16 protein-coding genes and 2 pseudogenes are annotated in these 20,216 nt (G+C 64.0%); 8 read left to right on the top strand and 10 right to left on the bottom strand.

What is annotated here, in order from left to right:
- Positions 1–42 precede the first annotated feature (42 nt).
- The 3 genes from IAE33_RS12780 (at position 43) to IAE33_RS12770 (ending at position 3,437) form a co-directional block, all read left to right on the top strand.
- Positions 43–267 (top strand): hypothetical protein, encoded by a 225-nt coding sequence (locus IAE33_RS12780; protein ID WP_028631633.1) that lies wholly within the window; start codon positions 43–45, stop codon positions 265–267.
- A 195-nt stretch (positions 268–462) separates the two neighbouring features.
- Entirely contained in the window at positions 463–1,797 is a 1,335-nt protein-coding gene (locus IAE33_RS12775) for an OprD family porin (RefSeq protein ID WP_201163766.1), read from the top strand.
- Between the two features lie 143 nt (positions 1,798–1,940).
- Complete coding sequence (locus IAE33_RS12770) at positions 1,941–3,437, top strand: sensor domain-containing diguanylate cyclase (RefSeq protein WP_201163765.1); 1,497 nt, start codon at positions 1,941–1,943, stop codon at positions 3,435–3,437.
- On the opposite strand, the gene IAE33_RS12765 is transcribed toward IAE33_RS12770, so the two are convergent.
- The gene (locus IAE33_RS12765) at positions 3,434–3,910 is read right to left on the bottom strand and encodes a ferritin-like domain-containing protein (protein WP_201163764.1); all 477 of its coding nucleotides are present in this window, start codon (positions 3,908–3,910) and stop codon (positions 3,434–3,436) included. The genes IAE33_RS12770 and IAE33_RS12765 overlap by 4 nt on opposite strands.
- Positions 3,911–4,111: 201 nt before the next feature.
- Between IAE33_RS12765 and IAE33_RS12760 the strand changes: the two genes are divergently transcribed.
- Positions 4,112–4,336 (top strand): DUF3820 family protein, encoded by a 225-nt coding sequence (locus IAE33_RS12760; RefSeq protein ID WP_201163763.1) that lies wholly within the window; start codon positions 4,112–4,114, stop codon positions 4,334–4,336.
- 58 nt (positions 4,337–4,394) lie between these two features.
- Here IAE33_RS12760 and IAE33_RS12755 read toward each other — a convergent pair whose 3' ends face one another.
- Genes IAE33_RS12755 through ptsP form a run of 3 tightly spaced genes read right to left on the bottom strand, consistent with a single transcriptional unit; the run spans position 4,395 to position 9,928 of the window.
- Positions 4,395–6,131 carry a PTS fructose-like transporter subunit IIB gene (locus tag IAE33_RS12755; RefSeq protein WP_201163762.1) on the bottom strand — a complete coding sequence of 579 codons (1,737 nt, stop codon included), beginning with the start codon at positions 6,129–6,131 and terminating at the stop codon, positions 4,395–4,397.
- Entirely contained in the window at positions 6,128–7,075 is a 948-nt protein-coding gene (gene pfkB, locus IAE33_RS12750) for a 1-phosphofructokinase (RefSeq protein ID WP_201163761.1), read from the bottom strand. Before pfkB ends, IAE33_RS12755 begins: the two co-directional genes overlap by 4 nt.
- Positions 7,076–9,928 carry a phosphoenolpyruvate--protein phosphotransferase gene (ptsP, locus tag IAE33_RS12745; RefSeq protein WP_201163760.1) on the bottom strand — a complete coding sequence of 951 codons (2,853 nt, stop codon included), beginning with the start codon at positions 9,926–9,928 and terminating at the stop codon, positions 7,076–7,078.
- A 285-nt stretch (positions 9,929–10,213) separates the two neighbouring features.
- Here ptsP and cra point away from each other — a divergent pair, with 285 nt between their 5' ends.
- The gene (cra, locus tag IAE33_RS12740) at positions 10,214–11,209 is read left to right on the top strand and encodes a catabolite repressor/activator (RefSeq protein WP_060483284.1); all 996 of its coding nucleotides are present in this window, start codon (positions 10,214–10,216) and stop codon (positions 11,207–11,209) included.
- A 2-nt stretch (positions 11,210–11,211) separates the two neighbouring features.
- Positions 11,212–12,000, top strand: coding sequence for a TatD family hydrolase (locus IAE33_RS12735; protein WP_201163759.1), 789 nt, complete (start codon positions 11,212–11,214; stop codon positions 11,998–12,000).
- Positions 12,001–12,025: 25 nt separating this feature from the next.
- Here IAE33_RS12735 and ampE read toward each other — a convergent pair whose 3' ends face one another.
- The 3 genes from ampE to IAE33_RS12720 form a co-directional block, all read right to left on the bottom strand.
- Positions 12,026–12,856, bottom strand: a complete 831-nt coding sequence (ampE, locus tag IAE33_RS12730) for a regulatory signaling modulator protein AmpE (RefSeq protein WP_201163758.1) — start codon at positions 12,854–12,856, stop codon at positions 12,026–12,028.
- Positions 12,853–13,425: a 1,6-anhydro-N-acetylmuramyl-L-alanine amidase AmpD gene (gene ampD, locus IAE33_RS12725; RefSeq protein WP_201163757.1), complete on the bottom strand. Its 573-nt coding sequence runs from the start codon at positions 13,423–13,425 to the stop codon at positions 12,853–12,855. The genes ampE and ampD overlap by 4 nt, the downstream gene beginning before the upstream one ends.
- 84 nt (positions 13,426–13,509) lie before the next feature.
- On the bottom strand, positions 13,510–15,636 hold the full coding sequence (locus IAE33_RS12720) for a DUF1631 domain-containing protein (protein WP_201163756.1): 2,127 nt from the start codon (positions 15,634–15,636) through the stop codon (positions 13,510–13,512).
- A 239-nt stretch (positions 15,637–15,875) separates the two neighbouring features.
- Here IAE33_RS12720 and nadC point away from each other — a divergent pair, with 239 nt between their 5' ends.
- Positions 15,876–16,724 (top strand): carboxylating nicotinate-nucleotide diphosphorylase, encoded by an 849-nt coding sequence (gene nadC / locus IAE33_RS12715; protein WP_060483288.1) that lies wholly within the window; start codon positions 15,876–15,878, stop codon positions 16,722–16,724.
- A 33-nt stretch (positions 16,725–16,757) separates the two neighbouring features.
- Here the strand turns inward: nadC and trxB are convergent, their stop codons facing one another.
- Positions 16,758–17,720, bottom strand: a complete 963-nt coding sequence (gene trxB / locus IAE33_RS12710; RefSeq protein WP_201163755.1) for a thioredoxin-disulfide reductase — start codon at positions 17,718–17,720, stop codon at positions 16,758–16,760.
- Between the two features lie 332 nt (positions 17,721–18,052).
- Between trxB and cysZ the strand changes: the two genes are divergently transcribed.
- Complete coding sequence (gene cysZ / locus IAE33_RS12705; RefSeq protein ID WP_201163754.1) at positions 18,053–18,781, top strand: sulfate transporter CysZ; 729 nt, start codon at positions 18,053–18,055, stop codon at positions 18,779–18,781.
- Between the two features lie 92 nt (positions 18,782–18,873).
- Here the strand turns inward: cysZ and IAE33_RS24950 are convergent.
- A pseudogene (locus IAE33_RS24950) lies at positions 18,874–19,287 on the bottom strand (methyl-accepting chemotaxis protein); the annotation flags it as partial.
- Positions 19,288–19,413: 126 nt separating this feature from the next.
- Positions 19,414–20,100 (bottom strand): annotated as a pseudogene (locus tag IAE33_RS24945) (PAS domain-containing protein); the annotation flags it as partial.
- Between the last annotated feature and the right edge of the window lie 116 nt (positions 20,101–20,216).

The raw sequence follows: 20,216 nt of genomic DNA, 5'->3' as shown, positions 1-20,216 counted from the left end.
CCTGTCCTCATTAACACTTGCACCGCAAGAAGGTAGTTACAAATGTCCAACAGTATGGGTATTGCCAGCGTCTTCGTCCTGTCTTCCCTGTTGTTGTCACCCCTGGCCATGGCCGAAGAATCCCCGGCGTTCGTCGCCCGCAATGCAGCATTCGCCAGCACCCACGAAGAGGCTCGCGAAGCCGTTGCCGCACAACAGCTGGATGCCGTGAAAGGCGCAAAACAGACCGCTGCAAAAGCTACCGTGGATGCCAATGCCGACAGCTGAAGCCGCTGTGCCGCGGTGGGCCCTGGGTGACATGGCCAGGGTTTGTGTCGATATGTTAACCTTTGAAAGCCGCTGCCGATCAGCGGCTTTTTTTATAGGCGCTGGTTTTGTGCCCGGCCCTATCGTCCCTTGATGTAAAGCGCAAACATCGACAACAAAAACTGCCCCACCGACAGAAACAAGGAGCTTGTCCCGGTGCCTTCCGCGTTCCGTTTTACCCCGTTGTTCATTGCATTGACTGCAACTATTCCATGCGCCGCCCAGGCAGATGACAGCCCGGCCCAGGGTTTTGTCGAAGGCTCGTCCCTGAACCTGAACCTGCGCAATGCCTACTTCAACCGCGACAACCACAACCCCAGCGTTCGCGACAAACGTGAATGGGGCCAGGGTGCCGTGGCGCGTTTCGAATCGGGCTATACCCCTGGCACGGTCGGTTTTGGTCTCGACGCCCACGCCATGCTGGGGCTGAAGTTGGACGGCGGTGGCGGTTATGCAGGCACCAGCATCCTGCCTGCCCATGTCAAGGCAGATGGCGAACTGGGCGCCGCCCCGCGTTCATTCTCCACTGCGGGGGCTGCGGTGAAGCTCAAGGCACTGGATACCGAACTGAAAGCCGGCGACCTATTCCTGACCAACCCGGTGATCGCCGGTGGTGAAACCCGCATGCTGCCGCAGACCTTCCGCGGCGTCAGCCTGAGCAACCACAGCATCGACGGCCTGTTGCTCGAAGGTGGCCAGGTGAGTTTCACCAAGCCATACAACCAAAGCGGACACCGCCGCATCGACAGCTACTACGGCACCCTCGACGGCCACGACAAAAGCCGACACCTGAGCTGGGCCGGTGCCGCCTGGACCGGCACGCCAAGCATCACCACCAGCCTGTATGCCGCTGAGCTCAAGGACATCTGGAACCAGTACTACGCTGACTTCGACTACACCTACGTGGTCAACGACCAGCTCAGCCTGAACCCTGGCGCGCACTTCTACCACACCCAGAACACCGGCAGGGCGCTGCTCGGGCGCATTGACAACAATACCTACAGCCTGCACCTGACGTTGAACGCCGGGCACCACAGCGTGACGGCGGCCTACCAACGGGTCAACGGTGACACGCCGTTCGACTACATCAACCTGGGTGACAGCGTGTACCTGGACAACTCGCGCATGTACTCGGACTTCAACGCGCCCAATGAGCGCTCGTGGAAGCTGCAATACGGCTACGATTTCGCCGGCCTGGGCATACCTGGCCTGAGCACGTCGCTGTCGTACTCGCGGGGTAAGGCAGACCTGACCAAGGCCGACCAGGGCAATACCCACTACGACTACTACCGCGCCGACGGCAAGAACGCCACACACTGGGAGCGCGACCTGGATGTGAAATACGTGTTCCAGGAAGGTGACTTCAAGGACCTGTCGGTATTGCTGCGCTACGCCACCCACCGTGGCAGCCAGGGCTATGCGTCCATCGACAGCAACAGCGACAACGATGAAGTGCGGGTTATCGTCGACTACCCGTTCAACGTGTTCTGACCTTGGTCTGCCGCCCCTTGAGCTGAACATGCGGCAGTGCTGAACACTGCCGCATGGGGATTCTGTCGGGCAAACTTGTCCGACAATCCACAGTTCCCTAGAATGTCGCCGCCGCGAATGGCCCTGCCCCTGCAGTAGCGAACATGCCAATTCCCTCACCGCGTTTCGCACTTCACAGGTCACACCCCGAACTGGCGCTTACCCTGGGCAGCTGCGTGGCCGTGCTGGCGATCGTAGCCATCGTCAGTTACCTGCTGGCCCGTGAGCGGGACAGCGTGGAGTTGTCGGCCGTGCGCTCGGCCAACAACATCGTGCAGCTGATCGAAAGTGACATTTTGCGCAATGCCGAGCTCTACGACCAATCCCTCAAGGGCCTGATATGGGCCGTTGGGCGTAGCGAGCTGCCGAGCATACCGGGCCCGCTGCGCCAGCGCCTGCTGTTCAACGAAGCGTTCGTCGACCGCAAGCGCGGGGACGTGCTATGGCTGGACAAGCAAGGCGATGTGGTGGGGGACTCCACCAGCACTGTGCCACGCAAGGCCAATTTCGCCGACACCGGGGTATTTCAGGCCCACGCGCGCAATGAAAGCCTGGGGCTGCTGGTTGGCCCACCGTTCAAGGCGCGGCTGGGCGGCCTGGACTGGTGCATCAGCTTCAGCCGGCGCATCACGGGGCCTGGTGGCGAATTTGCCGGTGTTGCCGCCGGTGCCCTGCGCCTGTCTTACTTCGTGGACCTGTTCCGCAGGTTGGACATTGGTGCGGACAGCAACATCAACTTGTTCAACACCGATGGCCAGCTGCTGGCGCGTCAACCCGCACGCGCGCAGGACCCACCCATCGGCAGCAATTATGCAGACCGACCGAATTTCCGCCGCATGGTCAGCCAGCAGAGCGGCAGTTTTACTGCGGCGTCGGCAACCGACGGTCGCCCGCGCATGTACACCTTCGCCAGGGTCGCGCAACTGCCCCTGATCGTGCTGGTGGTGCATTCTGCCGACGACGTATTCGCCTCGTGGCGCCGCACCGCCATCATGGTCAGTGTCGCCACGGGCCTGCTGTGTGCAGGCATCCTGTGGCTGACACTGCTGCTGGGCCGAGAACTGCGTCGGCGCCAACAGGCTGAACAGGGCCTTGCCGCCTTGGCTGCAACCGACAGCCTGACCGGCCTGGCCAACCGCAGGCGGCTCGACCAGGTGCTGCGCCAGGAATGGGCGCGCACCCAGCGCAACCGCAAGCCACTCGCCGTGCTGATGGTGGATGTGGACCATTTCAAGGCATTCAACCAGCGCCACGGCCATGCAGGTGGCGACCATGCATTGCGCGAGGTAGCCAAGGCCATCGAGGCGTCGATCAGGCGGCCTGCCGACCTGGCAGCACGTTACGGCGGTGAGGAATTTCAGGTGGTATTACCGGAAACCGACGAGGCGGGGGCGATGCTGCTGGCAGAGAGAATACGCGCCCGGGTCGAGCGGCTGGCGCCGTTTGGCCAGGACACACAACCTGTCACAGTGAGCATTGGCGTCAGTGCCCACACGCCAAACACCCAGCACGACCTGGCAGGCCTGCTGGGTGCAGCGGATGAAGCGCTCTACAGGGCTAAAGCCAATGGCCGTAACCGTGTTGAGGGACCTGGCCGTTAAGAGCGAGCGCGGGCGGCGTCACGCAGGGCTTTGACTTGGTCGTGGTTACGCTGTACGCCTTGCAGCTGCTTCTCTACCAACGCATAAGAGCTATCGCTGGCAGCGCGGCCGAGCTTGACAAGTTTTTCGCGAGCTTCTTTGTAGGCCTTCAGGGCGTGGTCTTCACCACGCTCCACTTCGTTCAGAACGGCCTCTTCGTCTTTGCCGGTGACCATGGACTTCAGGTTCACCCAACCACGGTGCAGATCACCGCTGATGCTGGTGGAAGTCTCAGGGTCGCCGCCCAGGCGACGCACTTCGCTTTGCAGCTCTGCTGCTGCGGTGGCGCACTCGCCAGCACGCTGGGTGAAGAATGCCTTGAGTTCAGGGTTCTTCACATCGCCGGCCGATCCACTGAAACCCTTCTCGCCGTCTTTGCTGTACTCGATCAGGTCGTTCAGTATATCCACAACGTCTTTGTTCGGGTTGCTCATGGCAAAACTCCTTGGCAGGTGGTAGTCCTTTAGATAAGAGCAGCGATCGTGCCAACCTGACTAATAAATAAAACTCTATATATATCAATTAGTTGAATTTCGAGCGGACACACTCGACAGCGGCGTTCTGCATGATTGCGACTTTGGCGCTCGTGCAGATTGCAGTATCGTCACCGCATCAATCGGACACCGTGAACAGACATGAACCCAGAAACCCTGGTATTACTCGTTACCCGCACCATGCCGTTCGGCAAATACCAGGGTCGCGCCATCGCTGACCTGCCGGGAGACTACCTGGCCTGGTTTGCCCGAAAGGGTTTCCCGCATGGGGAACTGGGTGGGTTACTGGCATGGATGCACGAAATCGACCATAACGGCCTGGGTGACCTGCTGGCGCCATTGCGGCACAAGCATCGATCACGCTGACACTTCCATGCCCTGGGGCGGCTGAGTGGCCCCAGGGCATGGGTGAAAGGTGAACGGGTCAGCCTTTGGCGGGCGCCACGGCCAGCTCTACCTGCTCGCTCTTCTTGATCACCGCGTAAATCACTGCCGTCACCAGGCTACCCGCCACAATTGCCAGCAGATAAAGCAAGGCATGGTTGATGGCATTGGGGATCAGCAACACGAACAGGCCACCGTGGGGCGCCATCAGCTTGCAGCCAAAGTACATCGACAATGCCCCGGTGAGCGCGCCGCCCGCAATGCTGGCGGGGATCACCCGCAGCGGGTCCTTGGCGGCGAACGGAATTGCACCTTCAGAGATAAAGCACAACCCCAGCGCCAGTGCAGCCTTGCCCGCCTCCCGCTCGCTTTGCGCGAACTTGCGACGCGCCAGGAAGGTGGCGATACCCAGGCCAATCGGCGGCACCATGCCCGCCGCCATGGTGGCCGCCATGGGTGCGTAGCTGGACGAAGCCAGCAGCCCGACCGAAAACGCGTAGGCCGCCTTGTTGATCGGGCCGCCCAGGTCCACGCACATCATGCCACCCAGCAGTAGCCCCAACAGGATGGCATTGGTGGTGCCCATGCTGTCGAGGAAATGGGTCAGGCCCTCGAGCATGGCCGCTACCGGCTGGCCGACCACATAGATCATCACCAGGCCGGTGAACAGGCTGGCCAGCAACGGGATGATCAGGATTGGCTTGAGCGCTTCCAGGCTGGTGGGTAGCCGCGCCCAGCGAGCAATGGCTTTTGCGCTGTAACCGGCCAGGAAACCCGCCACGATACCGCCGATAAAGCCTGCGCCCAGGGTACTGGCCAGCAGGCCGCCAATCATGCCGGGGGCCAGCCCGGGGCGGTCGGCGATGGACCAGGCGATGTAACCGGCCAACAGCGGCACCATCAACTTGAAGGCGGCTTCGCCACCGATCTGCATCAAAGCTGCAGGCAGGGTACCGGGTTCCTTGTATGCCTCGATGCCGAACACGAACGACAGTGCAATCAGCAGGCCGCCCGCCACCACCATGGGCAGCATGAAGGACACACCGGTCAGCAGGTGCTTGTACACCCCGGTTTTCTCGCCCTTGGCCGGGGCGGCAGCTGCCGCATCGGCAGCCCCTTCCACTTTCGCCTCGGCCAAGGCCTTGTCCAGGGTGGCTCGCGCCTGCTTCAAGGCGATGCCGGTACCGCAGCGGTAGATGCGCTTGCCGGCGAACCGCGCCGTGGGCACTTCGATGTCGGCGGCCAGCAGCACTACATCGGCCGCCGCGATGGCATCGGCAGACAACGGGTTGCGCGCGCCCACCGAACCTTGGGTCTCGACCGTAAGCTGGTAACCCAGCTGCTGCGCAGCCTGCTGCAATGCCTCGGCTGCCATGAAGGTATGCGCAACGCCGGTCGGGCAGGCGGTGACGGCCACGATGCGTACGGCGGTATGGGTGGCGAGCGCGGTTTCGGGCGCAGCGGCAGCCAACAGGCTGGTATTGGCGGCGGCTTCATCAAGAAAACCTTCGCGGTCGGCCAAGGCCTGGGACGGCGTACTCTGGTAGACACGCTTGCCCACAAAGCGGCTCAGGTCCACTGCACCGGTGCTGACCACCAGCACCCAGTCGGCCTCGGCGATCTGTGCAGCGCTGAGCTGGCGCTCCGGGTGCTCGGTGTCCTGCACCTCGACGCTGGTGCTCCAGCCGCGGCGCTGGGCAGCGGCGGACAGCAGCCGCGCACTCAGCACGCTCGACACCTGCCCGTTGGGGCAGGCGGTGACAATGGCAATGTTCATCGGCAACCCTCTTGTTGTTCTGTCAGTTGCACCCCGGCTTCCAGGTGCGCCAGTTGCGCCTGGTCGCGGATGCCGAAGCCCACCTGGGTGACGGCCTGGGCAGCGATGGCGGTGGCCCGGGCCAAGGTTCGGGCAGGGGCCTCATGCTGCAGCAGGCCGTGCACCATGCCCGCCACCAGTGAATCGCCGGCACCGACGGTGCTTGCCACCGTCACCGTGGGCGGTACAGCGGCCAGGGTTGTCCCTTGGCTGAACCAGCGCACGCCCTGCTCGCCGGCAGACACCACCACGTGCTCGATACCGGTTGCCAGCAAGCGCTGGGCAGCTTCGCCCTGCTGCGCGGGCTCATCCACGGCCAGGCCAAGCACTTCGCCCAGCTCTTCGGTATTGGGTTTAACCAGCCATGGCGCGCTCTGCAGGCCTGCACGCAGGGCCTCGCCGCTGCTGTCCAGGGCCACTTTCAGGCCCTGCGCCTTGAGCGTGTCGAGCAGTTGCCGGAACCAGTGCGGGTCTACGCCACGGGGCAGGCTGCCGGCGACCACCACCGCATCATGGCCGGGGGCGACTTGCAGCAGCAGACGCAACAGGGCGCGGCGGGCGGCGTCGTCGATTTCAGGGCCTTGGCCGTTGATGTCGGTGACCCGGCCATCGGCTTCGACCAACTTGAGGTTGCTGCGGGTTTCACCGGGCACGCGCACGAAGCAGTCGGCAAAGCCGCGCCAGTCGATCAGGGCTTCAAACGCCTGCAGGTTGTCCTGCCCGAGGAAGCCGGCAACAGTTACGCTGTGCCCCAGGTCGGCCAGCACCTGCGCCACATTCAGGCCCTTGCCGGCGGCGTGGCTTTGCTGGGCGAGGCTGCGGTTGACGTGCCCGGGGCGCAGGGTGTCCAGGCCAATGGTGATATCCAGTGCCGGGTTCAGGGTAAGGGTCAGTATCTTGGCCATTCAGTAACGCTCCACCAGCGCACGCACCGCTGCGGCGCTGTCTTGTTGCAAGGCCTCCTGCGCCAGGGCGCGGGCCGTCGAATAATCGGCCTGGCGCACCAGTGCCTTGACCTCGGCGATGCTGCGCGACGCGACGCTCAGTTCGTCCACCTGCAGCCCCAGCAGCACGGCAACCGCTTGCGGGTCGGCGGCCAGTTCGCCGCATACCCCTACCCATTTGCCATGGGCATGGGCGGCGCGTACGGTCATGTCGATCAGGCTGAGCACTGCCGGGTGCAGGCCGTCGGCCTGGGCCGACAGGCTGGGGTGGCCGCGGTCGATGGCCAGGGTGTATTGGGTCAGGTCGTTGGTGCCGATGCTGAAGAAATCCACTTCGCGGGCCAGTTGCGGCGCCAGCAGCGCTGCCGACGGCACCTCGACCATGATCCCCAGCTGCAGGTCTGCCACCGGTATTTCCGCCCGCAGGCGCTCGACCATGGCCCGTGCCTCGCGCCACTCATGCACCTGGCCGACCATGGGGAACATGATGCGCAGCGGGCGGTTGTCGGCGGCACGCAACAGGGCGCGCAGCTGGTCTTCCATCACCTGTGGGCGCTGCAGGGTCAGGCGCACCCCGCGCACACCCAGGAAGGGGTTTTCTTCGGCAGCGATCGGCCAGTAGGGCAAAGGCTTGTCGCCGCCCACGTCCAGGGTACGCACCACCAGCGGGCGGCCGCCCAGGCCGTCCAGCACCCGGCGGTACTCAGCCTCCTGGGTGGCGACGTCAGGTGCCTGGGGGTGGGCCATGAAAATCAGCTCGGTACGCAACAAGCCCACGCCTTCGGCGCCTTGGTCGACCACCTTGGCGATGCCGCTGCTCTCGCCGATGTTGGCGAACACTTCGATGGCGTGGCCATCACGGGTGACCGCAGGTTCCAGGCGTTTCTCCCACGCCGCCTGCAGGCGTTGCTCGCGCAGGTCGCGCTCGGCCAATGCCCGCTGCAGGTCTTCTGCCGGCGGGGCGACATTGACCACGCCGCGCTGGCCATCCAGCAACAGCGGCGTGCCGTTTTCCAGCAGCAGCATCGCGGCACCTGCACCCACCACTGCCGGAATGCCCAAGGCCCGGGCCACGATGGCACTGTGTGCGGTGGCGCCCCCTTGGGCGGTGACGATACCGGCGACCCGTGCCGGGTCCAGGCGGGCGACGTCAGACGGGCCGACCTCGGTCATCACCAGCACGTAGGGCTGGTCAGGCTCGGCCTGTGCCTTTATGCCACACAGCTGGGCGAGTACCCGGCGGCCCACGTCGCGCAGGTCGGCCGCACGCTCGGCCAGCAAGGCATCATGCAGGGCCTCCTGCTGGCTGGCGGCGGCTTCGATCACGGCCATCCAGGCAGCGGCGGCGCTCTCGCCCTGCCCCAGGCGCTGTTCGACGTCATCGGTCAGGGCCGGGTCGGCGAGCATTTCCTGGTGGGTGACAAAAATCTCGCCGATGCTCGCCTCGCTGCGTTGCACCAGCGCCTGCAAGTCGGTGTTCACACTGGCAATGGCATCGCGCAGCTTCTGGCGCTCGGCGCTGCACGACTCGCCACGCAGCGGGTAGTCGAAAGCGCGTTCGGTGACCACATGGGCTGGCCCGCAAGCGATGCCCGGCGCAGCGCCCACGCCCTGCACACGGCTGCCCGGCGCGGGCGCCCGCAACACCTCTGGGGCCGGGGTGCTTACCGGGGCCGGGCTGGTTGGCAGCGGCTCGACGTCTTCACCCAGGCCCTGTTCGATGGCGGCAAGCAGCACCGGCAAGGCGTCGGCAGCAATGTCAGGCTCGGCCACCAGTTCCAGTTCCTGCCCACGGCGGGCGCCCAGGCTCAGCAGCTTGCTCAGGCTCTTCACCGACACGGCGGGCTGGGCACTGTCGACCAGGCGTACGCGGATCTCGCCTTCAAAGCCCTTGGCCAACTGCGCTAGCACCTTGGCCGGACGGGCATGCAGGCCATGGGGGTTGGCCAGCACGATGCGCGCGCTGGGCCAGTCTGCTGGCGCCTCGCCACCCAACACCTGGAGCACGGCCCGGCTGCTGGTCGCCTGGTACAGCGTCTGGCCACGGCCTTCGATCAGCACTTCGCACAGGCGTTCCAGCAGGGCCTGGTGCGCCGCACCCAGGCTGGCCAGGCAGAACAGGCCGTTGAGCGGCTGGTCGCGGTAACGCAGCGGCTGCTGCGGGGTCACGAAGGCCAGGCCTGGCTGGCGGACCTGGCGCTCGCTGTGCAACCACCACAGGCCTTCGCCCAGGGGCAGAGGCTCGGCCTGCTGCAGCACGGCGGCAAAACCGCTGTCCACGCACTCGGCACGCTGGAGCAGGCGAGCGCCGCGCCAGGCCAGTTCGTCGAAATCTTCGGCGGCCAGGTTCAGGCCCACCAATTGGGCGTCCAGCGCCAGTTCCTGAGGGGCGCCTTGCAGCAGCTTGAGCAGCGCGTCGGCCGTGCTGGCCCGGCGCAACGCCTCGGCCAGGTCAGTTTCGCCCAGGGCGCGGGTCAACAGTTGCAGCAGCCGCAGGTGCTCGTCGGAGCGGGCAGCAATGCCAATGGCCAGGTAGACCCTCTGGCCATCACCCCAGTCCACACCTTCGGGGAACTGCAACAGGCGCACACCGGTGGCGAACACCAGATCGCGGGTTTGCGGGGTGCCATGGGGGATGGCGATCCCCTGGCCGAGGAAGGTGGAGCCTTGCGCCTCGCGGTCCTGCAAACCTTGCAGGTAACCGTCGGCGACCAGCCCGTCAGCAACCAGCCGGTCCGCCAGCAGGCGCAATGCGTGCGCCTTGTCTGGGGCCGTCTGGCCCATGGCTATCTGCTCTCTGGCGAGCTCGAGCATGACCTTCTCCTTTTGCAGTTCCCGAGGTGGGTACTGGAGTATTGTTGTGAAATTCACGGAAATGGCCAGCTCAACAGCCTTGCACAGAGGGCAGCCGAGGCAGAAAATTCGGAGGCTGAAACGTTTAACCTGACCAGGCGGCCACGTTACTCGATAATCTTCCGAGGAAAAAGCCCCATCCTGTCGGACAATTGCGACAATAGTCGTCTGCGCCGCAAGCCACCCGCCAGGCAGAATGCCCGGCCAACGCTTATAGCCAGCCCCGGTAATAACAAGGAAAATTCGGTGAAACTCAGCGATATCGCCCGTCTGGCCGGTGTGTCCGTGACCACTGCCAGCTACGTCATCAATGGCAAGGCCGAACAGCAGCGCATCAGCAACACGACCGTGGAACGGGTTCGTGCGGTGGTGGAGGCCCATGGCTTTACCCCCAACCCCCAGGCGGCCGGGCTGCGCAGCCGGCATACCCGTACCCTGGGCTTCATCCTGCCGGACCTCGAAAACCCCAGCTACGCCCGGATCGCCAAGCAGCTGGAACAAGGCGCCCGGGCCCGCGGCTACCAACTGCTGATTGCCAGCAGCGACGACCAGCCTGACAGCGAACGGCAACTGCAGCAGTTGTTCCGGGCGCGGCGTTGCGATGCCCTGTTCGTCGCCAGTTGCCTGCCGCCCGAAGACCAGAGCTACCGCGAACTGCAGGACAAAGGCCTGCCGGTGATCGCCATCGACCGTAGCCTGGACCCGGCACACTTCTGCTCGGTGATCAGTGATGACCGCGATGCCAGCCGCCGGCTGGCAGCCAGCCTGCTGAGCGCATCGCCCAACAGCATCGCGCTGATTGGCGCGCGCCCGGAACTGTCCGTCAGCCAGGCCCGCGCCGGCGGTTTTGATGAAGCCTTGCAGGGTTACACCGGCGAAGTGCGCCGTTATCAGGGCGATGCGTTCAGCCGTGCCTGCGGCCAGCAACTGATGCAGCAACTCATCGATGACCTGGGTAGCCTGCCGGACGCCTTGATCACCACGTCCTACGTACTGCTGCAGGGGGTGTTCGATACCCTGCAGGCATGCCCGCCCGGGGCCCGTCAGCTACAACTGGGTACCTTTGGCGACAACCAGCTGCTGGACTTCCTGCCGCTTCCGGTCAACGCCATGGCCCAGCAGCACGGCCAGATTGCGGCAACGGCGCTGGAGCTGGCATTGGCCGCTATCGAAGAACAACGCTACCAGCCCGGGGTACACGCGGTTGGCCGCACCTTCAAGCAGCGCATCACCCGGGCCTGACCATGCGCCTGATCGATACCCACACCCACCTGGATTTCCCCGACTTCGATGCCGATCGCGCAGGCCTGCTGGCCCGCGCGACGGCGCGTGGCGTAATGAGGATGGTGGTACTGGGGGTGTATCGGGCCAATTTCCAGCGGGTGTGGGACCTGGCCTGCGCCGACCCGCGCCTGCCCGCAGCGCTGGGGCTGCACCCGGTATACCTTGAGCAGCATCGGCCAGCCGACCTCGAGCACCTGCGAGGGTGGCTCGAGCGCCTGCAGGGCGACCCTCGGCTGTGTGCGGTAGGTGAGTTCGGCCTGGACTACTACCTGCCGCACCTGGACAAGGCGCAGCAGCAACACCTGTTCGAATCGCAGCTGCAAATGGCTTGCGACTTCCAGCTCCCCGCCCTGCTGCACGTGCGCCGCAGCCATGCCCAGGTGATCGCCACCCTTAAGCGCTACCGGCCGGCACGGGCCGGTATCATTCATGCGTTTGCCGGCAGCTACGAAGAAGCGCGCGAATACCTCAAGCTGGGGTTCCGCCTTGGGCTCGGCGGTGCCGGCACCTGGCCGCAGGCGCTGCGCCTGCGCAAGACCCTGGCCAAGCTGCCGTTGGACGCCGTGGTACTTGAAACCGACGCGCCCGACATGGCCCCTGTTATGCACCCGGGCGTGCGCAACAGCCCGGAGCACCTGCCAGACATTGCCCAGGCGTTGGCCGAGGTGATGGGGGTGGAGGTGCAAGCGCTGGCCGATGCCAGCACCCGCAATGCCTGCCAGCTATTCGGCTGGCAGGCGTTGCAGTAACGCCGGGTATAGCGCTACCTGCAATTCAGAGCAGCACGGTCAACAGCGCGAACACCGCATACCACAGCACCCCACAACGCAGCACCAGCTCCCACAGGCTATCCAGCCGGCCGAGCCCACGTTCGGTGTCTTCTTCATCGGGGATATCGTCAGCAATGCGCCCAACGCGGGCAACTAGGTGCGCAGCGCTGATGTGCCAGTTCAGTACTTCATGGAGCATCACCCGGGTGACCGCGACAAAATTGCCCACCAGGGCAAAGCTCAACGCCACCACACGCACGGGTAGCCAGTCCATGATATGGCGCAGCTGTTCTGCACGGGTTTGCAGTGCAGGTTGCCTGCTGTGCTCGGTGCACAGCGCCAGCAGCCGATAGGCCAGCGCGGCGGCGGGGCCCAGTACGAAGTACCAGAAAATGACGGCGAAAAAGCCTTGGTACACCTGCCATAGCAACTGGCTCTGCACCCGCTCCATCAAGCTGCGCGGCCCGTCGGCCACCAGGCCAAGGTCGCGCTCTGCCACATGCAGCGCCGCCTGGTCATCGCCCCGGCGCCAGGCATCACGCAACGGCCCCAGCGGCGCTTTGACGTCGCCACGGCCCAGGCTGTAGATGAGTACCAGCAGGTGCACAGGCAGGGCCAACAGTCCATAGGCGACCGGCTCTAGCACGTGCAGTAGCAGCACCAGCAAGGCGACCGGTGCCAGCACCACGGTAGCCAACACCCACCCTGGCTGCCGCTGGCCGCTGCGCTCAAGCCGCGCCAGTTCGCCCAGGAAGAAGCCGTCGCGCTGCACCCCGTGGCGCATGGCCGAAAACTTCTCGAACCACAGCGCCATCAACAACACCAGAAAACTCATGCCTTGCCCTCGCCGTTGTGCAGCGCCTCGCGGTAGCGCGACCAGTCGAATGCAGGGCCTGGGTCGGTCTTGCGCTGCGGGGCAATGTCGCTGTGGCCGGTAATGCGATCCACCCCAATGGCAGGCCAGGCGCTGCGGATAAGCCGGGTCACCTGTTCCAGTACCCGGTACTGGGCATCGGTGTAGGGCAGCTCGTCGGTGCCTTCAAGCTCGATGCCGATGGAAAAGTCGTTGCAGCCTTCGCGCCCGTCGAAGCTGGACACACCGGCGTGCCAGGCGCGGTCGCACAATGACACGAACTGCGTCACGGCGCCGTCACGTTCGATGAACAGGTGCGCCGATACCGTCAGGTGGCAGATGCCTGCAAAGTACGGGTGCTCATCCGGGTCCAACCGGTTCTGGAAAAACTGCTGCACCTTGCCACTTCCAAAGCACGCAGGTGGCAGGCTGATGTTGTGGATAACCAGCAGGGAGATAGGCTCGCCCTGCGGGCGCGCATTGAAATTTGGCGAGGGGCAGTGCGTGATTCCGTCTCCGTGGAACCAACCACTGGCACGGTCCAATTGCATGGGGCAGATCCTGAAAAGCGCCAGACAGGGGCACAGTATGCCCTGCGGCCATCGCCATTGGCATGTGAATGATTGTAATGCGGCCTACTTCAGGTCATGCAGGCTTTTGATCACCGCATCGAGCGCCCGGTCGAACAAGGGTCCGTCGTCCAGCACCCGTACGGTGCCCTGTTGCAGGCCCAGGCCCAGGCCGGCGACGTCCCACTCGCGCACTTTCATGCCGGCGTGGTTGGCGAACACCAACCTGTCGCGGCTATCGATGCGGGCTACCAGCTTGCAGCGCTGGGCTTCCTGTTCGTCCAACACCTCAATCCAGGTACCGATACGCAAACCGTTCACCTGGCTCAGCGGGCCATTTGCCAAGCGAGGCATCACGGCGCCTTCCTCTTGCGCCGCATCGAGCATGATGTCCTGGGCAACCAGAACATCATCCTCCGAGGGCAGTTGTTCGCCGGCGCAAGCGCGCAGGTGCAGCTGTTCCAACTGCAAGAAGAAGTCGCGGGTTGTGGCCGAGTCGGTCGCCACGCTGGCAAGGCCCTCACGCAGTGCTTTCAGAAGCGCGGGCACCTGCTGCACCAGCGCTTCGGGTTCATAAGGCGGGGTTACGCTGGCAAGCAGCGTGTCCAGGGTGTGTACTGCCGTGCGCCAGGCCCACGACGCCTCACCCTGTTTCAACCACGCCAGCATCAGCACCTGGCTCCAGTGCTGCACCATCATGTGCACCACGCCCTGCGGCAGCACACGCCCGCGCAAGCGCTGGTTCAGCACCGCTTGAACCTGCCGCCTGGCCTGGAGGGCCTGGACTCGCCCCTCTTCGGCGTCACGCGTGCGCTGCTCGAACAGCTCGTTACGGCGCCGCTCGTGCTGGTTCTGGCCGAGGAACTCTTCAAGCAGCTCGGCGAACAGGCGCGGGTCTTCAGCGAAGTCGTTGAGAACGCGCTGCACAATCCGCTCCACTCGCAGTTGCAGGGTGCCACCCAGGCCGTTCTTGTCGTGGTTGCAACCCAGGCTGGCCGCGGCGATTTCGTTGAGCAAGCGCCGGGCCGGGTGGCCAGGCCGGCTTAGCACGCTCTTGTCCAGCAACGCGACCTTCAGCAGAGGAATTTGCAGGCGCTTGAGCAGCGAGCGAAGAACAGGCGGGAGATTTTCATCGCAGCCGATAAACGTGAACACGCGGCCCATGAGGTTGATCATGTCTTCGTCGGCCGGGTGAATTCGCCGGCGCGTACCACTGCGCACGCTCACCCTCAGCAGCAGTTGCTCAAGCTGCTGCCCCAGTTCGAACTCGTCGATGGCTTCTGGGCCTGGCACGTAATGCTGCAGGTGTGACAGCAGTCGCAGCACGTCGGCGGTGTCGACGGGCTGCGCGTTGCCGTTGGCCTGCAACCGCGGGGCAAACAGCCCGCGCGATCGCGCCAGCAATGGCTGCAAGGTGTCGAACAGCAAATGGCCGGAGGCATCGGCGGCTATCGCGCCTTCACCTTCGTCCAGCGGCTGGCGCACTGGCAACTGGCGGTCCTCGGCACGGCGGCGCGGGCTGGGCGGCAAATGGCTCAATACCCCGGCGGCGGCCATCAACCGGTTGGCTTCGTCATAGATGACGTCCGCATCACGCAGCACGTAGCGCTCGAACAGCTTGAGCAACACATCCTTCACCCGTGCTGCCACGCCCAGGCTACGGACCGCATCGATGAAATAGCCACACAGGGCGGCAGGCGCCAGCGGGTTGAGCTGTTCAGGCAGGGGCCACTCCAGCAGAGCCTGAAAGCGTAGCCCCATGTGCTGCAGCGCGGTGGCGTCGCGAGCATTGACCCTGGCAACCATGGCGTCGATGGTGGCGGTGAGTTGAGGATGAACCGCACGGCGTACGGGCGCAGGCACCATCAAGCCACCCACCAGGTCGTTGTCGCCTAGGCGGGCGAAGCGGTCATGGAAGGTGTCTATGACCCCGCGTTCAATACTCTTGCGCTTGAGGCGCAGGTCGCGCATGGCTTCGAAGTACAGGTGCTGGCCGCCGCGATCGGCCGCCTTGTCTGCCATTTCGAACAGCGTGTCGTCGGCATTGTCGAACAGGTCGTGCAGGCCTTGGCGCAGTTGCAAGGCGGCCTTGTCACGCACCTGCAGCAACAGCACGGGCAGGCCGGCCAGCGGCGGGCGTCGTCCTTGATCGCTGGCTGCCGCCAGAGGCACAACCTTGCCCTCTTTGCGCATCCTGTACTCCTTGCAGGGTCTGGCCGTTCATGGCCCTTGATCGTCAAAGCTATGACGCCAAATAACGGACGCCATTATCAGCAAAAAATTCCACTGCTGCCAGCACCGTTTTCCTAGGGACAGTGACCTGCATTTATCAGAAATGACTCCCTGCACGTGACCAGAGGTTGTCGCCCATGCGGCTGTACACACCTGCGCCCTGCCCTATAATCGCCGGCATCTAGCTTGTGGAGCCGAACATGCCGAACCTACGCCTTGCCGACCTGACCGCTGAAATCGAAGCCAATGTGCGCCGCGCGTTGCTGGAGGACATCGGCAGTGGCGACATCACCGCGCAGTTGATCCCGGCCGAGCGCCTGGCCAAAGCGACCATCATCACCCGTGAGGCATGCGTGATCGCTGGCACTGCGTGGGTGGATGCGGTATTCCGGCAACTGGACCCGCGCGTTGCGGTGCATTGGCAAGTAGCCGACGGTGACCGTGCCCAGGCCAACCAGCCGCTGTTTCACCTGGAGGGGCCGGCGCGGTCGCTGCTCAGCGGTGAACGCAGTGCCCTGAACTTCCTGCAGATGCTGTCCGGCGTGGCTACCCGCGCCCGGCTGCTGGCCGACCTGGTGCAGGGCACCCAGGTGCGCCTGCTCGACACCCGCAAGACGCTGCCGGGGCTGCGCCTGGCGCAGAAGTACGCAGTCACCTGCGGCGGTTGCCACAACCATCGCATTGGCTTGTACGACGCGTTCCTGATCAAGGAGAACCACATTGCCGCCAGTGGTGGCGTGGCCGAAGCGGTAACCGCCGCGCACCGCATTGCCCCAGGCAAGCCGGTGGAGATTGAGGTAGAAACCCTGGACGAGCTGCGCCAGGCGCTGGCGGCGGGCGCCGACATCATCATGCTCGATGAGCTGAGCCTGGACGAGATGCGCGAGGCGGTGGGGATCACTGCGGGCAAAGCGAAGCTGGAAGCCAGCGGTGGGGTCAGCGAGGCAACCCTGCGGGAAATTGCCGAAACGGGCGTGGACTATATTTCGATCGGTGCAATGACCAAGGACGTAAAGGCGGTCGACCTGTCGATGCGCCTCAGCCTGTAGCACGGGGCCGCCAAGCGGCCCCGGCTTGCCAGGTCAGAAGGCGGCGTTGGCCAGGCCGTCGAGGTAACGCTCGACGTCCAGCGCGGCCATGCAGCCTGCACCCGCCGACGTGATCGCCTGACGGTAGACGTGGTCGGCTACGTCGCCAGCGGCAAACACACCTTCTACGTTGGTGGCGGTAGCATTGCCTTCGCGGCCACCGCTGACCACCAGGTAACCGTCCTTCAGGGTCAACTGGCCCTCGAACAGCGAGGTGTTCGGGGTGTGGCCAATGGCGATGAACACACCGTCGACCTTCAGCTCGTCGCTGCTGCCGTCGTTGTTCTTCAGGCGGGCACCGGTCACACCCATGTTGTCGCCCAGCACTTCGTCCAGCGTGGCGTTGAGCTTGAGCTCGATCTTGCCTTCGGCAACGCGAGCGTGCAGCTTGTCGACCAGAATCTTCTCGGCACGGAAGGTGTCACGGCGGTGAACCAGGGTCACCTTGCTGGCGATATTGGCCAGGTACAGCGCCTCTTCCACGGCAGTGTTGCCACCACCTACCACGGCTACCGGCTTGTTGCGGTAGAAGAACCCGTCGCACGTGGCGCAGGCCGACACGCCCTTGCCCATGAACGCTTCTTCGGAAGGCAGACCCAGGTAGCGGGCACTGGCACCGGTGGCAACGATCAGGGCGTCACAGGTGTAGGTGCCGCTGTCACCTTTGAGGGTGAACGGCTTGTTGGCCAGATCGACAGCGTTGATGTGGTCGAACACGATTTCGGTCTCGAAGCGCTCGGCGTGCTCCTGCATGCGCTGCATCAGCGCCGGGCCAGTCAAGCCGTGGGGGTCACCCGGCCAGTTGTCGACTTCAGTCGTGGTGGTCAGCTGGCCACCGGCCTGCATGCCGGTGATCAGCAGCGGCTTGAGGTTGGCACGGGCGGCATACACTGCTGCGCTGTAACCGGCAGGGCCGGAACCCAGAATGATAACGCGCGAATGACGTACTTCGGACATGTCGAACTCCTGTCGAGCGGGCTGCGAGGCCGGCCATGATGGACCGGCCCGGCCAGCTGTAGAAATAAAAGGGGCCCGCGCAGCACTTTGGGGAAGGCTACGACGCGCAGGCCCGTAAAGCTGAAAGTTGAGCGCACTGTAGCGAGGTGGCAAAGATTAAGGAAATATCCTTCGACAATCCACCTCATAGCCATTGCCTATACGGTGAATTTGCCAGCTTTCCGTGGTCTACGGGTTTGTTACCAGCAGTTTCCCGCCAGCGTGTTGCCTTTGGTGCAGGCAGCAAACTCGGGTAAGGTCAGCGCGTTTTCAACCCTCTGCGGAGTACCCCGATGCAAGCCCCCGTCCTCTCCGGCCCCCAGTATCTGCGTGAAGGCCTGAAACTGGTGCTGAGCCCCAACCTGCGGCTGTTCGTGCTGCTGCCACTGGCCGTGAACCTGTTGCTGTTCGGTGGCCTGATCTACTTTGCCGGCCATCAGTTCAGCCTGTGGGTGGACACGCTCATGCCTACCCTGCCCAGCTGGCTGAGCTTTCTCACTTACATCCTGTGGCCTTTGTTCGTGGCGCTGGTCATCCTGATGGTGTTCTTCACCTTTACCTTGGTGGCCAACGTAATCGCCGCCCCATTCAACGGGTTTCTGGCAGAAAAGGTCGAAGTGGTGGTCCGCGGCCAGGATAACTTCCCGGCGTTCAGCTGGGGCGAGCTGGCAGCCATGGTGCCCCGCACCCTCAGCCGCGAAATGCGCAAGCTGGGGTATTTTTTGCCGCGGGCCATTGGGCTCTTCATCCTCTCGCTGGTCCCGGTGGTGAACGTGATGGCTGCGCCATTGTGGTTGATTTTCGGCGTCTGGATGATGGCCATCCAGTACATCGACTACCCGGCGGACAACAACAAGATGAGCTGGCAGGACATGCTCGCCTGGCTGCGCCAGAAGCGCTGGCAGAGCCTGGGGTTTGGCGGGGTGACGTACCTGGCGCTGCTGATCCCCGGGGTGAACGTGCTGATGATGCCCGCAGCGGTGGCCGGCGCCACCTTGTTCTGGGTGCGAGAGCGAAACTGACCAACGACCGCCCGTAGGAGCGACCGCAGGTCGCGATGGGGCGCCCGGCGCCCCCCCCTTACCTACACACCGGAGAGGCGCTTAACAGCGTACTACTGCCCAAGCCTGCTGGAAAACTGGCCCACAATGTCCACAACCCGCTTGGCCCCATCCTGGATCTCGATGATCACGTTACCTGTCTGGTCTGCCAGGGCCATACCTTCCTCAGCCTGCCGCTTGCTGGTGTCGATGATTGCCACTGCGGCCTGAGCCAGTTGCTCGTTCTGCTGGACCACCCGGGCGATTTCCTCGGTAGCCGTGCTGGTGCGTGACGCCAGCTGGCGCACCTCATCGGCCACCACGGCAAAACCACGGCCCTGCTCGCCTGCACGGGCTGCTTCGATGGCAGCGTTGAGCGCCAGCAGGTTGGTCTGCCCAGCGATATCGCTGATGGTCTTGATGATCGAGCCGATCACCCGCGACTGCGTGTCCAGCGCCTGGATACCTTCGGCGGCCTGTTGCATGGATGCCTCAAGCCCACGCATCACACTGACGGACTGGGTGACCACGTCGGTGGCCCTGCGCGCACTGTCGTCGGTGTCGCGCGAGGTGTTGTAGGCCACATCAGCAGCACTGGCCACCGCCTGCTCCTGGTTGACCTGGTCGGTGATCACAGTGGCGAACTTCACCACCTTGTACAGCTCATCGTGGGCATTGAAGATGGGGTTGTAGGACGCCTCCAGCCAGATCACCCGCCCGTGAGCATCGATGCGCTTGAAGCGCTCGGCAATGTACTCGCCACGGCGCAGCTTGTCCCAGAACGCCTGGTAGGCCGTGGAGTTGGCTTCTTCAGGTTCGCAGAAGATGCGGTGATGCTTGCCGCGAATCTGGTCCAGGCGGTACCCCACCGCAGACAGAAAGCGGTCGTTGGCCGTGAGGATGTTGCCGTCGAGGTCGAACTCGATCACCGCCGTAGAACGCATCAGTGCCTTGATCAGGCTCTCATGCTCGCGGGAGGTGACGATGGTGCGGGTAAGGTCGCTTGAATGCAGTGAGAAATACTTGATGCGCCCATCGATGCCTTTCACGGGCTGCAGGATTGAACGCAGCCAGGCTTCCTGACCATCGCCACGCAGAAGGCGTACCGCACCGTGAAGGTGCTCGCCACGGCTGATGGCGGTCTTCAGCCGCTTGTAGAAATCCAGCGACTTGACGTGGGTGGGCACGATGTCTTCGATATTGCGCCCCAGCAACTGGTCGGCACGGTAGAGCATTTCGCTCTCGAAGTTGCCGTTGACCATTTCAATTCGCCCGTTAGGGTCGAGCTGCAGGACCAGCATCTCGCTGTCGAGGCTGCTCTTGATCTGCTCGACCGTCATGAGGTCTTCCCGCAGTTGACGAATTTCTTGCTTGAGCTTGTTGTTGAACATCACCGCTCTCCTGGAGCGTAAGGGCG

The sequence above is a fragment of the Pseudomonas sp. S60 genome, assembly GCF_016647865.1.
GTDB classification, from domain to species: domain Bacteria; phylum Pseudomonadota; class Gammaproteobacteria; order Pseudomonadales; family Pseudomonadaceae; genus Aquipseudomonas; species Aquipseudomonas parafulva.
This window is presented reverse-complemented; position numbering and strand designations above follow the sequence as displayed.

Excerpts from the sequence above, each read along its gene's own strand:
- IAE33_RS12780 (WP_028631633.1), top strand. The coding sequence starts at position 43 with ATGTCCAACAGTATGGGTATTGCCAGCGTCTTCGTCCTGTCTTCCCTG.
- IAE33_RS12770 (WP_201163765.1), top strand. The coding sequence starts at position 1,941 with ATGCCAATTCCCTCACCGCGTTTCGCACTTCACAGGTCACACCCCGAA.
- IAE33_RS12765 (WP_201163764.1), bottom strand. The coding sequence starts at position 3,910 with ATGAGCAACCCGAACAAAGACGTTGTGGATATACTGAACGACCTGATC.
- IAE33_RS12760 (WP_201163763.1), top strand. The coding sequence starts at position 4,112 with ATGAACCCAGAAACCCTGGTATTACTCGTTACCCGCACCATGCCGTTC.
- IAE33_RS12755 (WP_201163762.1), bottom strand. The coding sequence starts at position 6,131 with ATGAACATTGCCATTGTCACCGCCTGCCCCAACGGGCAGGTGTCGAGC.
- pfkB (WP_201163761.1), bottom strand. The coding sequence starts at position 7,075 with ATGGCCAAGATACTGACCCTTACCCTGAACCCGGCACTGGATATCACC.
- ptsP (WP_201163760.1), bottom strand. The coding sequence starts at position 9,928 with ATGCTCGAGCTCGCCAGAGAGCAGATAGCCATGGGCCAGACGGCCCCA.
- IAE33_RS12735 (WP_201163759.1), top strand. The coding sequence starts at position 11,212 with ATGCGCCTGATCGATACCCACACCCACCTGGATTTCCCCGACTTCGAT.
- ampE (WP_201163758.1), bottom strand. The coding sequence starts at position 12,856 with ATGAGTTTTCTGGTGTTGTTGATGGCGCTGTGGTTCGAGAAGTTTTCG.
- ampD (WP_201163757.1), bottom strand. The coding sequence starts at position 13,425 with ATGCAATTGGACCGTGCCAGTGGTTGGTTCCACGGAGACGGAATCACG.
- IAE33_RS12720 (WP_201163756.1), bottom strand. The coding sequence starts at position 15,636 with ATGCGCAAAGAGGGCAAGGTTGTGCCTCTGGCGGCAGCCAGCGATCAA.
- nadC (WP_060483288.1), top strand. The coding sequence starts at position 15,876 with ATGCCGAACCTACGCCTTGCCGACCTGACCGCTGAAATCGAAGCCAAT.
- trxB (WP_201163755.1), bottom strand. The coding sequence starts at position 17,720 with ATGTCCGAAGTACGTCATTCGCGCGTTATCATTCTGGGTTCCGGCCCT.
- cysZ (WP_201163754.1), top strand. The coding sequence starts at position 18,053 with ATGCAAGCCCCCGTCCTCTCCGGCCCCCAGTATCTGCGTGAAGGCCTG.